Below are 18,806 nucleotides of genomic sequence, written 5' to 3'. Positions count from 1 at the left end.
CCGGGCTCCTCAGATCGAACGGATGCCGGCAAGCCGGCAGCGCGAAGATTACTTCGAGATTTCGTCGTAGCTGTACTTGCCGTCGGAACCCTTGGACCACTTGTACATGACGTAGTCCGGACGGGTGATGTCGCCCTTGGCATTGAAGCCGAGTTCGCCGATGGCAGTCTTGTACGGACCCTTTGCCTTCATCGCGTCGGCAACAGCCATCGGGTCGTTGGAACCGGCAGCCTTGGCAGCGGCGGCAATGACCTGCAGAGCAGAGTAGGAGTACAGCGTGTAGCCTTCCGGCTCGTAGCCGGCAGCGCGGAACTTGGCGACGAGATCGGTGGAAGCCGGGTTCTTGCGCGGATCCGGAGCGAAGGTCATCAGCGTGCCGTTAACGGCGTCGCCGGCGATCGAAGCAAGTTCGTTCGACACGATACCGTCACCGGACATGAAATGAGCCTTGACGCCCTGGTCGGCCATCTGACGCATGATCAGGCCGGCTTCGGTGTGCAGACCGCCGTAGTAGACGAAATCGACGCCGGCTTGCTTCATCTTGGCGATGAGGGCCGAATAGTCCTTGTCGCCGGGGGTGATGCCTTCATAAAGAACTTCCGTCACGCCAGCGGCGTTGAGGTTCTTCTTGGTTTCGTCAGCGAGGCCCTGGCCATAGGGGGTCTTGTCGTGAACGACGGCAACCTTGGCACCCTTGAAATTGTCGGCGATATACTTGCCGGCAACTGCACCCTGCTGGTCGTCACGACCGCAGGTGCGGAAGGTGTTCCAGAGGCCGCGCTCCGTAAATTGCGGGTTGGTGGAAGCCGGGGTAATCTGGAGAATACCGTTTTCGGCGTACACTTCCGAAGCCGGGATGGAAACGCCCGAGTTGAAGTGACCGACAACGAACTTCACGCCGTCAGCGACGAACTTGTTGGCGACCGAAACGCCCTGCTTCGCGTCCGAGACGTCGTCGCCGAGTTCGATCTTGACCTTTTCCCCGTTGATGCCGCCGGCTGCGTTGATATCGGCAGCAGCCTGCTCGGCACCCTTCTGGAGCTGCGCACCAAACGCAGCATTCGGGCCTGTCAAGGGACCACCAACGCCGATGATGATGTCGGCCTTCGCGACGCCGCCGAACGCGATCATTGCCGACAAAGCCACCGCCGACAGAAGATACTTCTTCATATTGTTACTCCCAATTTTTAAGCGGGTTCCGTTTGATTTGCCCTGCGCGATACCCACCAATCATCACGCCGGTAACGCTTGTATTCCGAATACTTAAAGCATGATCCCGTCGGGTGTCATTCGTTTTATAAGACAGGATTACGCCGATGCCGCACGCAGACTGTGCCTAGTTTAGGCACAGTGTCAATTCTTCTTCTTCCATGAAAAGGCTGAGGTCTTTTCATAGAGCCAGTAATAATTATTGACCATTTGGTCGGTGCGCCGATAGCGATATCCGGCCGTCGCGAAGATCAGCAGCAGAACCACGTCGAGAGCATAGTTTCCGAGATCGAAGACTGGCCCGTTGAACAAGGCGTGGTGCAGAAATTGCAGCCCGAGCCCGACCAGGAAGGTGTAGATCACCGCCAACGGATAGGAATCCCAGTTGGAGGCCACAGCCCGGCCCGCGCGCCAGGCCGTCCAGAAGCCGAGGAGGACGATGATCGCGCGGATGACGATGCGGCCGCCGGTATCGCTTTCGAAGAAAATTCCCTGCATATCAAATTCTCCGCAAAACGAGGCTCAATGATGCCCGCCTTCGAGATAGGCGGCGCGCACTTCCGGATTGGCTAGCAATTCCTTGCCCGAACCGCTCATCGTCACCCGTCCGTTGACCATCACATAGCCACGGTCGGAAAGCTTCAGCGCCGCAAAGGCATTCTGCTCGACGAGGAACACCGTGAGCCCCTGGGTCTTGTTCAGAACCTTGATGGCTTCGAAGATGCCCTTGACGATCAACGGCGCAAGGCCGAGCGAAGGCTCATCCAGCAAAAGCAGCTTGGGACGCGCCATCAGCGCGCGACCGATCGACAGCATCTGCTGCTCTCCCCCCGACAGCGTGCCGCCGCGCTGCGACTGACGCTCCTTCAGGCGCGGGAACAGCGTGAAGATCTTCTCGACGTCCTCGTTGAAATATTTGAGCTTGTCGAGGCTCGCGCCCATCTGCAGGTTTTCATAGACCGTCATGCGCGGGAAAATGCGCCGCCCTTCCGGCGACTGGGCGATGCGAAGCCGGGCAATCTCATGCGTCGGCATGCGAGTGATATCGCGCCCCTCGAAGATGACCGAGCCGCTGCGCGCCTGCGGGCTGCCGCAGATCGTCATCATGAGCGTCGACTTGCCGGCGCCGTTCGCACCGATCAGGCTGACGATCTCGCCGCTGTTGACTTCGATATCGACGCCGGCAAGGGCACGGATATTGCCGTAATAGGTCTCGACGCCCTCAACTTTCAGAAGCGGTTGCCCCGTCATCAATGTTCGCCCTCTTGGAGGTGCTCGACTTCGGCAATCACCTCTTCCACTTCTTCATCCTCGACACCCAGATAGGCCGCGATCACCCTCGGATCGTTCTTGACCTGATCCGGCGTACCATCGGCGATCTTCTGTCCGTATTCGAGCACGACGACATGATCGGAGATTTCCATCACCACCGACATGTCATGCTCGATCAGAAGGATCGACGTTCCGGTATCCTTGCGGATGTTGCGCAGGAACTCGTTGAGCACCAGGGACTCGCGAGGATTGAGACCGGCCGCCGGCTCGTCCAGGCAAAGCATCTCCGGGCCTGTGCACATGGCGCGGGCGATTTCCAGACGGCGCTGGGCACCATAGGAGAGGTCGCCGGCAGGATCGTCGGCCCGGTCGATGAGATCGGCCTTCTCGAGCCAAAAGCGCGCGAGTTCGATGGCATTCTTGGCTTCTGCCCGATAGCGGCCAATGCCGAGCAGCCCGAGGATCGTGTAGCCGGAGGCGCGCATCAGCTTGTTGTGCTGCGCCACCAGCAGGTTTTCGAGCACTGTCAGGCCTGAAAACAGGCGGATGTTCTGGAAGGTACGCGCCACCTTGGCTTCGCGCGTGATCCGGAAATCCGGAAGCCGCTCCAGAAGATATTCCTTGCCGCTTTTCTGTTGAAGCGTGATCATGCCCATCGTCGGCTTGTAGAAGCCCGTGATGCAGTTGAACACGGTCGTCTTGCCAGCGCCGTTCGGTCCGATCAACGCGGTGATGTCGCCACGCTTCGCCTCGAAAGAGAGATCGTTGATCGCCATCAGGCCGCCGAACCTCATCGACAGGTGATCGACCTTCAGCAGGATGTCGTCAGGGGTTGCGGTCACAGCGTTCATCAGCCGTGGCCCTCCTTGGTAAAGCTGCCCGAGACCGCTTTCCGCTCCTTGAGGAAGGCGGTCGGCTCGCGGGTGCCGACGAAGCCGCGCGGCTTGAGGATCATCACGACGACCATGGCGAGCCCGAAGATCAGCATGCGATACAGTTCGGGAGTGAAATCGGGACCGAAGCCGGGAATGATCGTCGTATTGCCCACGACCAGACCGGTCTTAAGGAAATCCATATCGCGCAGCAATTCCGTACCGCCGATCATGGCGATCGCCGCAATGGCGATGCCCTTCAGCGAGCCCATTCCGCCAAGAACGACGATCGCCAGGATCACCGCAGACTCGAGGAACACGAAGGATTCCGGCGAGACGAAGCCTTGACGGGCTGCGAAGAATGAACCTGCAAAACCGCCGAACATGGCGCCGGTGGCGAAGGCAGTCAGCTTCGTCGTCACCGTATTGATGCCGAGCGAGCGGCAGGCGATCTCGTCTTCGCGCAGAGCTTCCCATGCACGGCCGATCGGCATGCGGCGCAGCCGGATCGTCACATAGGCAGTCAGCGCGCAGAGCGCCAGGGCGACGTAAAAGAGGAAGATCTTGTACCAGGCCGACGAGAACGGCAGGCCGAAGCTGCGGATGAAGTTGTGCGGGTCCTTGGTATCGAAGGTGTAGATGCCGAACATCGATGCCTTGGTAATATTGGAAATACCGAAGCTGCCCTTCGTCACGTCAGTCCAGTTCGTCAGGACGATGCGGATGATCTCACCGAAAGCCAGCGTCACGATCGCCAGATAGTCGCCGCGCAGGCGCAGAACCGGGAAACCGAGGATCATGCCCCAAAGCCCGGCAAAGATGCCGGAGAGCGGCAGCAGTATCCAGAACGACAGACCGAAATGCGTCGAGAGCAGCGCGTAGGAATAGGCGCCGACCGCATAGAAGGCGACATAGCCGAGGTCGAGCAGCCCCGCCAGACCGACGACGATGTTCAGGCCCCAGGCAAGCATCACGTAGATGAGGATCTGGATGCCGAAGTTGTCGACATAGGTCAGAGACCCCTGTGGACCGAAAAGCGCCAGTGCCAGCATCGGATAGATAAGCAGGAAAACCAGCGCTATCGTGTTGAAATTCTTACCGACGAAACCCTGCTCGGTCACGACTGGCGCAAGCTTGGCTTTCTCGGCCTTTCTAGCCTCCAGACGGGGCCGCACGAACACCGTCATCACGAAGCGTCCTACCGCCGCAATGGCGACGATGATGGCCAAGAGGCCCCAGCGCTGGACGATAACCAGCTTGTTGTCCATGTTCTGATCGGTCTTCAGGCCGATATAGAGCACGAACATCCCAAAGGCGATCAGCGCGGTCCAGAGGGCATCCGTAATCCCTTTCTGGACAAGGCCGGGCGCGGTCTTGTCTGCAACGAAATTTGAATTTGCCATGGCGTTATACCTTTTCGACTTCCGGCCGCCCGAGAATGCCGGTTGGCTTGAAGATCAGAACGAAAGCCAGGATGCCGAATGTCGCGACATCCTTATACGCGATGGGAAAATTACCCGACCAGAACGACTCGATGAAGCCAATCATCAGGCCGCCGAGGACAGCGCCAGGCAGCGAACCAATGCCGCCGAGAACCGCCGCGGTGAACGCCTTGACGCCGGGAGTGAAGCCGTCGGCGAAGTTGGCGACGCCATAGTACATCAGATACATCGTGCCGGCGACGGCGGCGAGCGCGGCGCCCATGATGAAGGTGACGGAAATGGTGCGGTCGACATTGATGCCGAGCAGCGCCGCCATCTTGCGGTCCTGCTCCGTGGCGCGCTGGGCACGACCGAGCGCAGTCTTGTTGACCAGATACCAGAAGGCGGCAAGCAGAACGACCGTTATGATGAAGATGATGATCTGCTTCAGCGACAGCGACACGGCGCCGAAGTTGTAGACATCACCCACCAGCGTCGGGATCGGCTTGTTGCGCGGACCCTGAGCAACCTGGATGAAGTTCGACAGCACGATCGACATGCCGATTGCCGTGATCAGCGGCGCGAGGCGGAAGGAACCGCGCAGCGGCCGGTAGGCGATACGCTCGATCACCCAGTTCCAAAGGCTCGTCATCAGCATGGCGACGATCAGCATCACCAAGAGCAAGACCGCCACCGGCAAGCCGGCGAAGAGCGACACGAGAACCAGATAGGTGATGAGAGCGGCAAAGCCGCCGAGCATGAAAACATCACCATGGGCAAAATTGATCATGCCGATGATGCCGTAAACCATGGTGTAACCAATGGCGATCAGGCCATAGATAGACCCGAGAGTCAGCCCGTTTAGGAGCTGCTGGATAAAATAATCCATATGTCATTTCCCCTGGATGCGGCGTCAATCGACCGCACCTCTTATTACTTTTAGGGTTTCCTTCATGAGGACCCGTGGGGGCGATTCCATACCGCTTTCGAGGGAAATGTGAAGCCAAAAAGGCAAGAAATTGACAAATTCTTTTCAAATCGCCGCGCACTGGCGCAAATCAGGCCAAAAATGATATAAAAGCGGCATCCCCTGCCTCAAAAAATAGCCAAAATGATCAACAAGGGAATTTTCGCTGAAGAGCTTTTGTCAGCGGCAGGCCCTCTGCGGGGCCTACCAGTTTCGCTTTCACAAGCATAATTAGGCTCGCATGCGCGCTCCGTCGGCATCGAACAGCGGCTCCGCCTGCAGGTTCGCAGGCAAGAGTTCGCCAAGCAGTTCTATCGACCAGCCCTGTGTCTCATCGGCAATTTCCTTCGGAACATAACCGACGGCAACCGAAAGACCGGAGGCATGGGCATATCCGCCAGACGTGACCCAGCCACAGACCGCGCCATTGTGGTAGATCGGCTCATCGCCGATGACATCGGCATCCCTCGCCTTGAGGATGAAGGTTTTCAGCCGCAGTGCCCCGCCTTCCGACTTCTCCTTTGCTGCAGCCGCCTTGCCTATGAAGTCGGCCGGCTTGGAAAGCGCCACGAAGCGGCCGAGGCCGGCCTCGAAGGGGCCGTAAAGCGGCCGGTATTCGCGCGCCCAGCTGCCATAGGACTTATCGAGACGCAGCGCATTCAGCGCCCTCAAGCCGAACAGCCGTATGCCGAATTCGGCTCCCTCCTCCATCAGGAGATCGAAGATGTAGCGCTGATGTTCCGGCTTCATCCATATCTCGTATCCCAGGTCGCCCGTATAGGAGACGCGTCCGACGATGGCGGACGCCATGCCGATATCCATGCGCCGGATGGACATGAAGGGAAAGGCGTCGGTCGAAAGGTCCTGATGCGTCAGCTTCTGCAGCAATCTGCGGGCATTCGGACCGGCGATCGAGAGGCCGAGAAGCGACAGGCCCAGCGGTTTCAGCTCGACCGAGCCGTCCTTGGGCAGCAGGCTTTCGAACCAGCGCATATGATAGGCTTCCGCGATACCTGAGCCGATGAGGAGGAAATCGCCCTCGCCGAGCTTTGCCAGCGTGAAATCGCCGATGAGTTTGCCGTCATGCTTCAGCATCGGCGCCAGCGTCATGCGGCCGACGGCCGGAATGCGGCAGGTGAGCAACCTGTCGAGGAAAGCTTCCGCCCCCGGCCCCTTGACCGAATATTTGGCAAAGCCCGAAGTCTCCATCAGGCCGACACTCTCGCGCACCGCCTTCGCTTCGGCGCCGACGACGTCGAAGTCGTTGGAGCGGCGCCAGGAGAATTGGTCCACCTCGCCCTGCGGAGCAAACCACAGCGCCTGCTCGAGACCGTAGTAAGCTCCGAAGACGCCGCCTGCCTCCTTCAGTTTGTCGTAGATCGGCGTCGTCAGCAACGGACGCGCGGCCGGCAGTTCCTCATTCGGATAGCGGATGGAGAAGCGCCGGGCATAGTTCTCGCGCACCTTGGCGTTCGTATAGGCAAGCGTCGCATAGTCGCCGTAGCGGGAGACGTCCATGGCAAAGACATCGAAGCCCGGATCGCCGTAGATCATCCAGTTGGCGAGCGCCAGCCCGACGCCGCCGCCCTGGCTGAAGCCGGCCATGACGGCGCAGGCCGACCAATAGTTCCTGAGCCCGCGCACGGGACCGACAAGCGGGTTGCCATCAGGCGAGAAGGTGAACGGGCCGTTGATGATCTTCTTGATGCCGGCATTGTTGAAGGCCGGAAAATGGCGGAAGCCGACTTCCAGTTCCGGCGTGATGCGCTCGATATCCTCGGCGAGCAGCTCGTGGCCGAAATCCCAGGGCGTCGTCAGCGGCGACCAGGGGCGACATGCCTTCTCATAGGTGCCCATCAGCATGCCCTGCCGCTCCTGGCGGAGATAGATCTCGCCATCGAAATCGACGCAGTGCATCAGTTCCTTGCCGGTGGTCTTGTTGAAGTCGATCACCTCCGGCATGTCCTCGGTGATCAGATACATGTGCTCCATAGCGAGCACGGGAAGCTCCAGCCCGACCATGCGGCCGACTTCGCGCGCCCAGAGACCGGCGGCGTTGACGACATGCTCGGCGATGATCTCGCCCTGGTTGGTGATGACGCGCCAGGAACCGTCCTCGCGCTGCACCAGCTCTTCCACCTTGGTATGCAGATAGATGTCGGCACCGTTCTTCTTCGCCGAACGGGCATAGGCATGCGTGGTGCCATAAGGATCGAGATGGCCTTCGACGGGATCGTAGAGAGCGCCGACGAACTGATCGGGATCGAGAAGCGGCATCATCTCATGCGCTTCCCTGGGCGTCAGCAGGGTCGCCTCCAGGCCGTTATAGCGTCCCTTGGCAAGGATCGACTTCAGCCAGTCGAAGCGCTGCGGCGTCGCCGCCAGCATAAGGCCCGAGGTCAAATGCAGCCCGATGTCCTGGCCCGAATACTCCTCGATCTCCTTGTAGAGCTCGACCGTATATTTCTGCAGCTTGGCGACATTCGGGTCGCCGTTGATCGTATGCATGCCACCGGCGGCATGCCAGGTCGATCCGGAGGTCAGTTCGGAACGTTCGAGCAGCACCACATCCGTCCAGCCGAACTTCGTCAGGTGATAGAGCACCGAACATCCGACGACACCGCCACCGATGACGACGACCTTGGCATGGCTTTTCATCTAGGAATCCCCTGTTTTCAGCACGAAGTCGCCGGGTGTTTTCCCGTATGACCGGCCGCATTTGCAGGGCAGCCTAGAGACTATCCGGGAAGCCAAATAGCCCGAACTGCGAAACCGATATGTCTGTTTGCGCCATCGCAATTGTTCGGATCGCGCCATCGGTTTTCGGAGACACAAATCGATCGGCAAGGCATTCGAAGTCTGGCGGCCTATGGCTTTTCAGTCGGCAAAACCGGCCGTCAGGGCAAATTCGCGCCCCATCTCCATGATCTCCTCGAACACGCTGCCGGCATAGGAGCGCGGGATGATGATCTCGAAGCGGTCAGGGCCGGTGCGGGCGACATTGGCGCTGACATGGCAGCACAACATGCTGGCCGACTGGCCCTCGGCGAAAACCTGCGGATGCAGGTCGACGGCCACGCATTTCGCCAGGATACGGCGAACGCTGGGGCCGGACATACGAAGCAATACCCGGCCGTCGCTCTGCTCGAAGAAGGAAACGCGGGCAGGATCGAGCGTGAAGAGATCCCGCGCCACGCTCTCGACACCAAGCGTCTCCGACAGAACAAGCCATTCTCTCGGCCCGACGTCGCGAACCGACACATCGTCAATCGCCTTCAGGCCGGCCAGAACCCAATCCTTTTCGCCGGCCTTGCCAAGCACCGAGAAGATGACCGGCCGGCGGACAACGGCAAGATGATTCGGATTGGGTGCAGCCTCGAAGCCGGAAATGTGATCTTCCAGCACATGTCTGTTTTGATACGCGACGCTCATCAATCCCTCACCCGAAAAGCTTCTTGTTGTCAGCATCGACGAAGACCGGGTTGCAGACCTCCGCCGGCACTTCCTCGCCGCGCAACCCGTCCCAGACGACCACATGCTCGCCGATCCGTTCCCGGCCCGACTTCAGGAACGCCAGAGCGATGGAATGGCCGAGAACGGGCGAGAAGCAGGCCGAGGAGACATGACCTTGATCGTTCGCGGTCGACGGCCTGGCGCCTTCCCTCAACAGATGCGCGCCGGCATGAATCTCCTTCGTCGTATCGAGCGGCTTCAGGCCGACGAGCTGCACGCGGTCGGCCGCAGTCAATCCGAAGCGGGTGGACAATCTCTTGCCGATGAAATCCGGCTTCTGCGTCGCCATCATCCGGCCAAGCCCGACATCGTCGGGCGTCGTGCGGCCGTCCAGCTCGTTATGGGTGACATGGCCCTTCTCGATGCGCAGCACGTTGAGGGCTTCGACGCCATAGGCGCAGATGCCATGCGCCTTGCCGGCCTCCATGATCGCATCCGCGACGGCCTCGCCATAACCGGCAGGAACCGCAAGCTCATAGGCAAGCTCACCGGAGAAGGAGATGCGGAACAGGCGTGCCTTGAGGCCGCCCTTCAGCATGACCTCGGCAGCGGCGAGGAACGGGAAGAACGCATCGGAAATATCATCCTCGACGATCTGTTCCAGCACCAGCCGCGCCTTCGGCCCGGCAATCGCCATCTGCGCCCATTGATCGGAGGAGGAGACGAAGCGAACGTCGAGCTGCGGCCAGAGCGTCTGCGCGCAAAACTCCATATGCGTCATGACTTCGCCGGCCATCGCGGTCGTGGTCGTCAGGAAGAAATGATCGGGCGTCAGCCGGCTCGTCGTTCCATCGTCGAAGACGATGCCATCCTCGCGCAACATCAACCCGTAGCGCGCCTTGCCGATCGGCAGCTTCAGGAAGGCATTGGAATAGAGGCGATTGAGAAATTCCGCCGCATCCTTGCCGAAAACCTCGATCTTACCGAGCGTCGACACATCGCAAAGGCCGACATTGTTGCGGACGTTCAAGACTTCGCGATCGACGCTGTCACGCCAACCCTTTTCGCCCGTCCGCGCAAACCAGGACGAACGATACCAGAGGCCGGCCTCGACGAAAGTCGCGCCATTCTTCTTTGCCCAGCCATGCAGCGGCGATTCGCGCACCGGCTGCGCGTGTTTGTCGCGCGCCGTGCCCGCCAGCGCGCCGAAGGAGACAGGGGTGTAGAACGGCCGGAACGTTGTCGTGCCGACGGCGGCTGGACTGACGCCGCGCATGCCGGCGATGATGCCGGCGGCGTTCACGTTGCCGAGCTTGCCCTGATCGGTCGCCATGCCGCTGGTCGTGTAGCGCTTGGCGTGCTCCACATGGCCGAAGCCCTCACGCAGGGCAAGACCGAGATCCTTGGTATGGACGTCGTTCTGAAAATCCACGAACGCCTTGTCCTTGGCGCCGGGCACATGCCAGATCGCCGCGAAGGACGGATCATAGTCCCCCTCGACCTCGGGGACATCCGCCGCATGAACGGTGCGGCCGAGACTTTCGACAATCTTCCGCGCCTTTTCCGCTCCATCGGCGAGACAGCCGGAAACGCTCTCGATGCCCGCAGCCGATCCGGCAATCTCCAGCTCACCGCCAACTGTTGGCGCCATGAATGCCTGGCTCTCGTCCGACCAGACCGGCTTGGCGCCGCGCTGGCAAGCAAGATGGATGATCGGCGACCAGCCACCCGACATGGCGAGCGCATCGCAGGCAATGAGTTCATCCAGGCCGCCGCGATCGGCGATGACGCCGCTGATGCGATATTTGCCCTTGGTTGCGTGGACGCTCGCCCCATGCACGACGCGAACACCTTGCGGCGCAACGTCGGAAGAGGCGGCGCGCGTATCCATGATCGCCGAAATCTCGACGCCGGCCGCCGTCAAGTCGAGCGCTGTGCGATAGCCGGAGCCGCCATTGGTGAACACGGCCACCTTCTGACCCGCAACGACGCCGTAGCGATTGAGATAGCTGCGCATGGCACCGGCCACCATCACGCCGGGGCGGTCGTTGCCGCCGAAAACCAAGGGCCGTTCCTCCGCGCCGGAGGCAAGAATGGCGCGCTTGGCTGCGATACGCCACAGACGCTCGACCGGCAGGTCGGGCGACGGCATCGCGACATGCTTCTGCACCTTCTCGACCGCACCGAAGACATTGCCGTCATACCAGCCGAAGACTGTCGTACGTGGCATCAGGGTGACATTCTCGAAACCTTGCAGCTCCTCCAGCGTCGCCTGAACGAAGACATCGGCCGACGCGCCGCCGATCGAGACCCTTTCCGACAACAGCGAGCCACCCAGACGGAAGCCCTCATCGGCGAGGACCACGCGCAGGCCGGCACGCGCCGCGGTCAGCGCTGCCATCAATCCGGCAGGACCAGAGCCGATAACAAGCAGATCGCAATGCGCCCAGGCTTTCTCATAGCGATCCGGATCGGCCTGCATGACTGCCTTGCCGAGGCCGGCGGCGCGGCGAATCAGCGGCTCATAGACCTTCTCCCAGAAGGCTGCCGGCCACATGAATGTCTTGTAGTAGAAGCCCGCGCCGAGGAAGGGCGACAACAGGCCGTTGAGCGAGCCGAGATCATATTTCAGCGACGGCCAGCGGTTCTGGCTGGCAGCCGTCATGCCCTGATAGAGCTCGGCGACGGTGGCTCGTGTATTCGGCTCCGTGCGCCCGTCCTTGCCGATGGTGACGAGCGCATTGGGTTCAGCCGAACCTGCCGTCAGGATGCCGCGCGGCCGGTGATATTTGAAGCTGCGTGCGACGAGCAGCTGATCATTGGCAAGGAGAGCGGCGGCGAGCGTATCGCCCTCCAGGCCCCTCATATCCTTGCCGTCGAATTTGAAGGAAAGCGGGCGGCTGCGATTGACGAGGCCGCCGGTCGACAGACGATAGGCCGTCATTGCGCCGCCTCCCTTGCCTTGTCCTCGGCATCGGTGACGGAAAAGACCTCGTGGGTGATGTTGCTGCGCTCAACGACCAGCCAGCGGCGGCAGCCCGCCGCGTGATGCCAGTATTCGAGAATCCGTCCCCGCTCATTGTCGCGGATATGGACATAGCGATGCCAATCCTCATCCGGAGCCGAAGGAGCCGGACGGGCGACGGACGCGCCGCGAATGGAGAATTCTTCCTTCGGTCGCATGCCACAATGCGGGCAGTTGATCAAGCTTGCCATTGGTTTCGTGCCCTCAATGCAGGTTCGGCTGCGGACCCTTGCCGCTTTCGTCCAGCGCGAAGCCGCGCTCGAAGCGGTCGAGACGCAGGAGACGGCTGACTTCGTGGCTTTCGCCCTTGGCGATCAAGTGCGCGAAGCAGAAGCCCGAAGCCGGCGTCGCTTTGAAGCCGCCATAGTTCCAGCCGCAGTTCAGATAGAGATTGTCGATCGGCGTGCGGTCGATGATCGGCGAGCCGTCCATGCTCATATCCATGACGCCGCCCCAGGTGCGCAGCACGCGCACACGCGACAGGCCGGGAATGAGCGCCACCCCCTCCTCCATCGTATGCTCGACGGTGGCGAGGTTGCCGCGCTGGGCATAGGAGCTGTAGTAATCGATATCGGCCCCGAAGACCAAGCCGCCCTTGTCCGACTGCGAGATATAGAAGTGCCCCGCTCCATAGGTGATGACGTTGTCGATGACAGGCTTCAGCCCTTCTGAGACGAAGGCCTGAAGCACATGGGTTTCGATCGGCAATTCCAGATCGGCCATATTACCCAGGATCGAGGTATGACCGGCCGCCGCCAGCGCCAGCTTGTTGCAGCCGATGAAGCCGCGGTTCGTTTCCACCCCGGTCACAACGCCAGCCTCGCGGCGGATGCCGATCACCTCGCATTGCTGGATGAGATCGACGCCGCGGCTGTCGGCGCCGCGCGCATAGCCCCAGGCGACGGCATCGTGGCGTGCCGTACCGCCCCGCCGCTGCAGCAGGCCGCCGAGGATCGGAAAGCGCGCATGGTCGAAATTCAGGTACGGCATCATCCGGCGCACCTGCTCGCGGCTCAGAAGCTCCGCATCGACGCCATGCATACGCATGGCATTGCCGCGGCGGGCATAGGCATCGCGCTGGCCGTCGGAATGGAAGAGGTTGACGATGCCGCGCTGGGAGACCATGGCATTATAGTTGAAATCCTGCTCCAGCCCTTCCCAGAGCTGCATCGAGAATTCGTAGAAAGGTTCATTGCCCGGCAAGAGGTAATTGGAGCGGATGATCGTGGTGTTGCGGCCGACATTGCCGGAGCCAATATAGTTCTTTTCCAGCACCGCGACGTTGGTGATGCCGAATTCCTTGGCGAGATAATAAGCCGTCGCCAGCCCATGCCCGCCGCCGCCGACGATGATCACGTCGTAATGCGATTTTGGCTCCGGCGTCCGCCACACCGGCTGCCAATGGCGGTTGCCTGAAAACGCCTGTTTTAGAAGCTGATATGCCGAATATCGCATGCATTCATCCCGATCATTACCCGGCCGCACATTCGCATATGCAATAAAAACGACAAGTCCCGGAAAGACGAAAAAGATTCGCAAACAGAACATGTTCTTTTCCGAATGCGCAGGAGAAGCCGATGATTGTCTCCGGAAGATCACGCCTCGCAGGTCAATGATTTTAGCGGCGACGCAAGCACGCAAAGCGCTGTTGCGAAACCTCGGTTCAGGCGCTAAGCCGAAACGAGCCGGATCTTTTGAAGTCTAAATTTCACAATCGAGACTTACTATCTATAATGTCCGGAAACTTGAACCGCGGACACGGTGCGGAAAGACGAACAGGCAGATGCTTGCAACATTCGAAAGAGCAGCGCTCGAGGCGGGGAAGGCTATATTGGAGGTCTACCGCGCCGGCTACGCCGTGGCCTTGAAACAGGATATGAGCCCTGTAACCCTTGCAGACGAGCGCGCGGAACACATCATCCTCGAACATCTCGCGCGCGATTTTCCGAACATACCGGCCATTGCCGAGGAATCGGTGTCCGCCGGCAGAGTTCCGGATGTTCGCGGCCGCTCCTTCTTCCTTGTCGACCCGCTCGACGGCACGCGCGAATTCATCGAGCATCGTGACGAATTCACCGTCAACATCGCCTATATAAAGAATGGCGTTCCCGTTGCCGGGATCGTCTATGCCCCCGCACTCGGAATAGCCTTCACCGGCGAGCAAGGCAGAGCCCGCAAGTTGATCATCGACGATCATTTTGCCGTCGCCGACCGCCTGACCATCGCCGTGCGCGCACGGCCGGTCAATCTGACCGCGCTTGCCAGCCGCTGCAACAGCAATGAAAGGACCGAAAGCTTCCTTTCGGACAATGCGGTTGCCGCCTGCACGTCGATCGGCTCATCGCTGAAATTCTGCCTGGTTGCCGAAGGCAAGGCCGATGTCTATCCGCGTTTCGCGCGCACCATGGAGTGGGATACCGCAGCCGGCGACGCCGTCTTGCGCGCAGCGGGCGGCGCTACCGTGACGGTCGATGGCCGTCCCCTGGCCTATGGCAAGATCGACCAGAGCGAAGATAGCGACTTTGCAAACCCGCACTTCATCTGTTGGGGCGGCAAGAAGAGCGCCATACACGCTTAAGAGCGCTTTTTTCGAAAGAAAGATCCCCTTTGACGCAACCGGACAACAAAGCCGGCGCAGGGATTTTTGATCCAAAAGCGTAAGTTTTCACTGACAAAAAATGATAGGATGAAAGCTGTTTCCCCTGAAATAACAGGGGATTATCCGGCGTTTTCTCTCTTCGGCCAAAGGCAAATCAGTTGCCGGCCACATTTCTTAAAATTCTTAGCAAAGTCTTACTATGTGCTTAGGCAATTTTTAAATGTGGCAAGATAGAGTGCCACTCGTGGTCTTGAGTGTGTGTAGAGAGTCCAATGACCGAAATGATACGTCCCCGAGTGAAGTATGTCATCGGCCCCGATGGCAGCCCGCTTACGATAGCCGACCTTCCGCCGCCGAATACGCGCCGCTGGGTCATCCGTCGTAAGGCAGAGGTTGTTGCCGCTGTGCGTGGTGGTCTGCTCAGCTTGGAAGAAGCCTGCGAACGTTATACGTTGACCGTCGAAGAGTTCCTCTCCTGGCAGTCGTCCATCAACAGCCATGGCCTTGCCGGCCTGCGGACGACCCGCATACAGCAGTATCGCCACTGACAACAGCGACAGACACGACCTTTATCTGATCTTTGGTTCGGGCCTCCTTCACCCCAAATGGGACGGAAAGAGGCCCGAATTATTTGGCTGAAGCCGCCTTGAGACGAGGTTGTCGGTCTCCCTGCAAGCAGGCGCCGATAATGTATCCATCTTAAGATTTCCGCAGGGTGCTCCCGCGATGCGTGTTACAAGAGCCTGGCCAAATGAAGGGTTCAGGCTACTTGCTACTTCACACGCTACCCATGGTGATTACCCATAATTTCCATCCAGAACGGGGTGCGTTCCGCAACGTCTGCGGTCTGCCGCGAGAAGATGCCGAGCGGATCGTCGCCTCGATCCGGCATTGCGGGCATTCCTATCGCAAGGAAAATTATCTACCGCGGCGGTTGCACACTGAAAATTGGCTCATAGCGGAACGCGCCCGAAAGATCGGCGAAACACCCCTCGCACGCCCCATCTATTTCTTCCTTGGCGACATGGCCGACGGATGGGACAGATCTCGCCCTGCATCTGTTGTCCTTCCACTCGCCCTGTTCGATCCTCGCACGATCACATTCACCTTTCCCGATAGCATGGCAAGCTGCCCACACATACGCCCGGCGAGCCCTTCCGAAAAAACATGGCATGGGCACGTTTTCACCCTTGCAGAGATCACGCAGGTAGTCGCTCGCTACGGCTTCCCCGACCCGACGCTGTCGAGAGATCGACGTGGACCGGATGCCTTCATCGAAGTTCAGGTATGGGACGATCGTCCGCTTGTTGAAATTCGCTGACAGGCCGGACCATGATGCAGCATTCAGCGGTTGGCAGCTTGCCGAACCCATGCAATCTTCGCCGCATGTAACGATCAGGGAGATAAGCCATGGATATCCGCAACGAAGACAATGCGTCGGGCGGCCGTTATGTCGCGACCGTCGAGGGTCATGAGGCGGAAATGACGTTTTCCCGCGCCTCCCCCCAGCTCATCATCGTCGATCATACCGGCGTGCCGGACACCCTGCGCGGCAAGGGTGTCGGTCAGGCGCTGGCTCTTCACGCCGTCGAGGAAGCCCGCCGCGGTGGCTGGAAAATCATTCCTCTCTGCCCCTTCTTCAAGGCGCAGGCGCAACGCCATGATGACTGGCGCGACGTCGTCAATCTCTAGGCAGTGGTGTCAAACAAGGATTCGCTGGTGTGTCCAGGCAAACGCCGGATGCAGGAATGCCAGGCGGATGCCCATATCGACACAGGCGAAAATACAAAAAGCCCCGCATGACCGGCCCTGTCACGGCCGGTCATGCGCGGCTTTTGTGCCGCCTCTGTCTTATCCCGCATATTCCGAGGAAGGCCCCGTGTCGGAGTGGAATGATGCGTGGATCAAAAGAGGACGACGAAATCGCGACCTCAGGCGCGCGCCCTTGCGGGGCCCGAACCGTCACGCTCCTCGAGCGCTGCGGCCTTGGCATATTCAGCCTGCATTTCCTCAAGCGAATATTCCAACGCCTCTTCCTGAACCTGAAGCTCCCGGATCGACACCTGCAGGTTGTCCGCGCGTTGGCGGGCGGCCTTGGCAAAGGTCGGGTAAGCAAAGTGGTTAGGGTCAGAAATGCCGGACTTTTTCTCTTCCAGCACGATCTGGCTCTCCAGATCCTTCGTCATGCGGTCAAATTCCGCCATCATCATCTGCAACTGCTGCAGCTGACGGCGTTTTTCGTTCACCTGAAACTCTTTCAGGCGAACTAGGCTCTCACGTGACTTCATACGCATTACTCCCGTGATGCGAGACCCCGGCTCTCGGTATTTCCGCCCGCCAAACCGGTTTTAAACGACTTGGTTAAAAAAATTTCCAGCGATCTTAATAAAAACCTACCGCTGGTAACCTTTCGTTTACGGGCATCGTTAATGATAGGCGTAATGATTTAAGGGTCAGTAAATGCCGGGGTCGGAATTCGATATGTCGGCATTGATGAGTCAGATGAATCACTTGGCGTGAGTTCCTAATGCGATACTTTAGAAACGGATATTGCTGATTGTCGTTGGAAAACAGTGCAATGGAAAAATTATTTAATAAATTCGATACGACTTGCCAGAGTGAATCAGAATTTGTTAACCATTCCATGGCAGCTTCCAAATCAAGCAGTGATTTGATCGGTATCGCGTAAGGGGGCTGACGACCTTTCGGCGGCGGTAAAGGGGACAATTATGCGGGTTCTACTCATTGAAGACGACAGCGCGACAGCGCAGAGCATCGAATTGATGCTCAAGTCCGAAAGTTTCAACGTCTATACCACCGATCTCGGTGAGGAAGGCGTCGATCTCGGAAAGCTTTACGACTACGACATCATTCTGCTCGATCTCAACCTTCCCGATATGTCCGGCTACGAAGTGCTGCGCACGCTGCGCCTTTCGAAGGTCAAGACACCGATCCTCATCCTCTCCGGCATGGCCGGCATCGAAGATAAGGTTCGCGGTCTCGGCTTCGGTGCTGACGACTATATGACCAAACCCTTTCATAAGGATGAATTGGTCGCACGCATCCACGCTATCGTTCGCCGCTCCAAGGGCCATGCCCAGTCGGTGATCATGACCGGCGAGCTCATCGTCAATCTCGACGCCAAAACAGTCGAAGTCGGCGGCCAGCGCGTGCATCTGACCGGCAAGGAATACCAGATGCTGGAGTTGCTCTCGCTTCGCAAGGGCACGACGCTCACCAAGGAAATGTTCCTGAACCATCTTTATGGTGGCATGGACGAACCTGAACTGAAGATCATCGACGTCTTCATCTGCAAGCTGCGCAAGAAGCTCGCCAATGCCGCCGGTGGCGCCAACTACATCGAAACCGTCTGGGGCCGCGGCTATGTGCTGCGCGAGCCCGACGCCAGCGATTTCGCCGAAAGCGCCTGAGCCGCCGCCCCGCCATTGCCGCCCATGCATCGAAATCCCGCCTCAAAGGCGGGATTTTTTGTTGGCGGTACCGAAAAAAATAAAAGCCGCCCCGAACGGACGGCTGTCATTATTTCGATAATCCTCAGCGGGAACTAGGCGGCGATGGCGCGATTGCCGAAGATCGCCGTCAAGATCTTGCGGTCGAAGGGTTTCAACAGGAAGTCCGTAGCGCCAGCCCGCTTTCCAGCCATCAGCTTGCGCAGGTCCGCTTCGACGACGCAATAGTAGATCTTCACGTCCTTGCCGTTCGGCATGGCACGGATGCTGGCAATCAGCTCGAGCGCGCCTTCCATGCCGGCGTCGACAATCAGATAGTCCGGGATCTCGGCCTCGCAACGCATCAGGGCTTCACGGACATCACCCGCCTCGCTCACCAGGAAATCCAGCTCGGATAGAATTCGCTTGCCGACCTTGCGTACGACATCCGATGTATCCGTTATCATGAACCGCTGCATGTGTGCGCTCCTTAGCGTCAGTCGCCGAGACCTGAACGACAACTTCAAATTGGAACGATA

The 18,806-nt window shown here is 59.3% G+C and carries 18 protein-coding genes; 5 read left to right on the top strand and 13 right to left on the bottom strand.

The features are described 5' to 3' along the window. Positions 1-48 precede the first annotated feature (48 nt). The 11 genes from FHT28_RS02290 to FHT28_RS02240 all read right to left on the bottom strand — a co-directional run bounded on the left by FHT28_RS02290 (position 49) and on the right by FHT28_RS02240 (position 13,674). Positions 49-1,170: a branched-chain amino acid ABC transporter substrate-binding protein gene (locus FHT28_RS02290; protein ID WP_037195203.1), complete on the bottom strand. Its 1,122-nt coding sequence runs from the start codon at positions 1,168-1,170 to the stop codon at positions 49-51. Positions 1,171-1,353: 183 nt separating this feature from the next. Further along, entirely contained in the window at positions 1,354-1,707 is a 354-nt protein-coding gene (locus FHT28_RS02285) for a DUF6867 family protein (RefSeq protein WP_037195204.1), read from the bottom strand. 24 nt (positions 1,708-1,731) lie between these two features. Next, positions 1,732-2,460 carry an ABC transporter ATP-binding protein gene (locus FHT28_RS02280; RefSeq protein ID WP_037195206.1) on the bottom strand — a complete coding sequence of 243 codons (729 nt, stop codon included), beginning with the start codon at positions 2,458-2,460 and terminating at the stop codon, positions 1,732-1,734. Next, on the bottom strand, positions 2,460-3,332 hold the full coding sequence (locus FHT28_RS02275; protein ID WP_047562409.1) for an ABC transporter ATP-binding protein: 873 nt from the start codon (positions 3,330-3,332) through the stop codon (positions 2,460-2,462). Before FHT28_RS02275 ends, FHT28_RS02280 begins: the two co-directional genes overlap by 1 nt. Beyond that, the gene (gene livM, locus FHT28_RS02270; protein ID WP_047562408.1) at positions 3,332-4,756 is read right to left on the bottom strand and encodes a high-affinity branched-chain amino acid ABC transporter permease LivM; all 1,425 of its coding nucleotides are present in this window, start codon (positions 4,754-4,756) and stop codon (positions 3,332-3,334) included. The genes FHT28_RS02275 and livM overlap by 1 nt, the downstream gene beginning before the upstream one ends. A 4-nt stretch (positions 4,757-4,760) precedes the next feature. After that, positions 4,761-5,663, bottom strand: a complete 903-nt coding sequence (locus tag FHT28_RS02265) for a branched-chain amino acid ABC transporter permease (RefSeq protein WP_037195212.1) — start codon at positions 5,661-5,663, stop codon at positions 4,761-4,763. Between the two features lie 309 nt (positions 5,664-5,972). After that, positions 5,973-8,399 (bottom strand): FAD-dependent oxidoreductase, encoded by a 2,427-nt coding sequence (locus FHT28_RS02260; RefSeq protein ID WP_047562406.1) that lies wholly within the window; start codon positions 8,397-8,399, stop codon positions 5,973-5,975. 219 nt (positions 8,400-8,618) lie between these two features. Beyond that, positions 8,619-9,173 (bottom strand): sarcosine oxidase subunit gamma family protein, encoded by a 555-nt coding sequence (locus FHT28_RS02255; RefSeq protein ID WP_037195216.1) that lies wholly within the window; start codon positions 9,171-9,173, stop codon positions 8,619-8,621. A gap of 7 nt (positions 9,174-9,180) precedes the next feature. After that, complete coding sequence (locus FHT28_RS02250) at positions 9,181-12,138, bottom strand: sarcosine oxidase subunit alpha family protein (RefSeq protein ID WP_168595474.1); 2,958 nt, start codon at positions 12,136-12,138, stop codon at positions 9,181-9,183. Beyond that, on the bottom strand, positions 12,135-12,410 hold the full coding sequence (locus FHT28_RS02245; protein WP_034503810.1) for a sarcosine oxidase subunit delta: 276 nt from the start codon (positions 12,408-12,410) through the stop codon (positions 12,135-12,137). Before FHT28_RS02245 ends, FHT28_RS02250 begins: the two co-directional genes overlap by 4 nt. Positions 12,411-12,423: 13 nt before the next feature. Continuing rightward, positions 12,424-13,674, bottom strand: coding sequence for a sarcosine oxidase subunit beta family protein (locus FHT28_RS02240; protein WP_037195439.1), 1,251 nt, complete (start codon positions 13,672-13,674; stop codon positions 12,424-12,426). A 328-nt stretch (positions 13,675-14,002) separates the two neighbouring features. Here FHT28_RS02240 and cysQ point away from each other — a divergent pair, with 328 nt between their 5' ends. From cysQ to FHT28_RS02220, 4 genes are all read left to right on the top strand, one after another. Continuing rightward, entirely contained in the window at positions 14,003-14,797 is a 795-nt protein-coding gene (gene cysQ, locus FHT28_RS02235) for a 3'(2'),5'-bisphosphate nucleotidase CysQ (protein WP_113118448.1), read from the top strand. A 293-nt stretch (positions 14,798-15,090) separates the two neighbouring features. Continuing rightward, positions 15,091-15,366, top strand: a complete 276-nt coding sequence (locus FHT28_RS02230; RefSeq protein WP_007533628.1) for a DUF1153 domain-containing protein — start codon at positions 15,091-15,093, stop codon at positions 15,364-15,366. Positions 15,367-15,569: 203 nt separating this feature from the next. Further along, a complete protein-coding gene (locus FHT28_RS02225; RefSeq protein ID WP_168595473.1) occupies positions 15,570-16,139 on the top strand; it encodes a hypothetical protein in 570 nt (189 codons plus the stop codon). A gap of 89 nt (positions 16,140-16,228) precedes the next feature. After that, a complete protein-coding gene (locus FHT28_RS02220) occupies positions 16,229-16,510 on the top strand; it encodes a GNAT family N-acetyltransferase (RefSeq protein ID WP_168595472.1) in 282 nt (93 codons plus the stop codon). A 239-nt stretch (positions 16,511-16,749) separates the two neighbouring features. Here FHT28_RS02220 and FHT28_RS02215 read toward each other — a convergent pair whose 3' ends face one another. Next, positions 16,750-17,106, bottom strand: a complete 357-nt coding sequence (locus FHT28_RS02215) for a hypothetical protein (RefSeq protein WP_037195441.1) — start codon at positions 17,104-17,106, stop codon at positions 16,750-16,752. A 441-nt stretch (positions 17,107-17,547) separates the two neighbouring features. Here FHT28_RS02215 and ctrA point away from each other — a divergent pair, with 441 nt between their 5' ends. Beyond that, on the top strand, positions 17,548-18,249 hold the full coding sequence (gene ctrA / locus FHT28_RS02210; RefSeq protein ID WP_037195234.1) for a cell cycle two-component system response regulator CtrA: 702 nt from the start codon (positions 17,548-17,550) through the stop codon (positions 18,247-18,249). Positions 18,250-18,383: 134 nt separating this feature from the next. Here the strand turns inward: ctrA and FHT28_RS02205 are convergent, their stop codons facing one another. Next, a complete protein-coding gene (locus tag FHT28_RS02205; protein ID WP_168595471.1) occupies positions 18,384-18,746 on the bottom strand; it encodes a response regulator in 363 nt (120 codons plus the stop codon). Positions 18,747-18,806 lie beyond the last annotated feature (60 nt).

This window comes from Rhizobium sp. SG570, from assembly GCF_012275345.1.
GTDB lineage: Bacteria > Pseudomonadota > Alphaproteobacteria > Rhizobiales > Rhizobiaceae > Rhizobium > Rhizobium lusitanum.
The sequence above is the reverse complement of the archived record's forward strand: the minus strand, read 5'-3'. Positions and strand labels throughout refer to the sequence as shown.

Excerpts from the sequence above, each read along its gene's own strand:
- FHT28_RS02240 (WP_037195439.1), bottom strand. The coding sequence starts at position 13,674 with ATGCGATATTCGGCATATCAGCTTCTAAAACAGGCGTTTTCAGGCAAC.
- FHT28_RS02275 (WP_047562409.1), bottom strand. The coding sequence starts at position 3,332 with ATGAACGCTGTGACCGCAACCCCTGACGACATCCTGCTGAAGGTCGAT.
- FHT28_RS02245 (WP_034503810.1), bottom strand. The coding sequence starts at position 12,410 with ATGGCAAGCTTGATCAACTGCCCGCATTGTGGCATGCGACCGAAGGAA.
- FHT28_RS02260 (WP_047562406.1), bottom strand. The coding sequence starts at position 8,399 with ATGAAAAGCCATGCCAAGGTCGTCGTCATCGGTGGCGGTGTCGTCGGA.
- FHT28_RS02230 (WP_007533628.1), top strand. The coding sequence starts at position 15,091 with ATGACCGAAATGATACGTCCCCGAGTGAAGTATGTCATCGGCCCCGAT.
- cysQ (WP_113118448.1), top strand. The coding sequence starts at position 14,003 with ATGCTTGCAACATTCGAAAGAGCAGCGCTCGAGGCGGGGAAGGCTATA.
- FHT28_RS02280 (WP_037195206.1), bottom strand. The coding sequence starts at position 2,460 with ATGACGGGGCAACCGCTTCTGAAAGTTGAGGGCGTCGAGACCTATTAC.
- FHT28_RS02205 (WP_168595471.1), bottom strand. The coding sequence starts at position 18,746 with ATGCAGCGGTTCATGATAACGGATACATCGGATGTCGTACGCAAGGTC.
- FHT28_RS02290 (WP_037195203.1), bottom strand. The coding sequence starts at position 1,170 with ATGAAGAAGTATCTTCTGTCGGCGGTGGCTTTGTCGGCAATGATCGCG.
- livM (WP_047562408.1), bottom strand. The coding sequence starts at position 4,756 with ATGGCAAATTCAAATTTCGTTGCAGACAAGACCGCGCCCGGCCTTGTC.
- FHT28_RS02255 (WP_037195216.1), bottom strand. The coding sequence starts at position 9,173 with ATGAGCGTCGCGTATCAAAACAGACATGTGCTGGAAGATCACATTTCC.
- FHT28_RS02250 (WP_168595474.1), bottom strand. The coding sequence starts at position 12,138 with ATGACGGCCTATCGTCTGTCGACCGGCGGCCTCGTCAATCGCAGCCGC.
- FHT28_RS02225 (WP_168595473.1), top strand. The coding sequence starts at position 15,570 with ATGAAGGGTTCAGGCTACTTGCTACTTCACACGCTACCCATGGTGATT.
- ctrA (WP_037195234.1), top strand. The coding sequence starts at position 17,548 with ATGCGGGTTCTACTCATTGAAGACGACAGCGCGACAGCGCAGAGCATC.
- FHT28_RS02285 (WP_037195204.1), bottom strand. The coding sequence starts at position 1,707 with ATGCAGGGAATTTTCTTCGAAAGCGATACCGGCGGCCGCATCGTCATC.
- FHT28_RS02215 (WP_037195441.1), bottom strand. The coding sequence starts at position 17,106 with ATGAAGTCACGTGAGAGCCTAGTTCGCCTGAAAGAGTTTCAGGTGAAC.
- FHT28_RS02220 (WP_168595472.1), top strand. The coding sequence starts at position 16,229 with ATGGATATCCGCAACGAAGACAATGCGTCGGGCGGCCGTTATGTCGCG.
- FHT28_RS02265 (WP_037195212.1), bottom strand. The coding sequence starts at position 5,663 with ATGGATTATTTTATCCAGCAGCTCCTAAACGGGCTGACTCTCGGGTCT.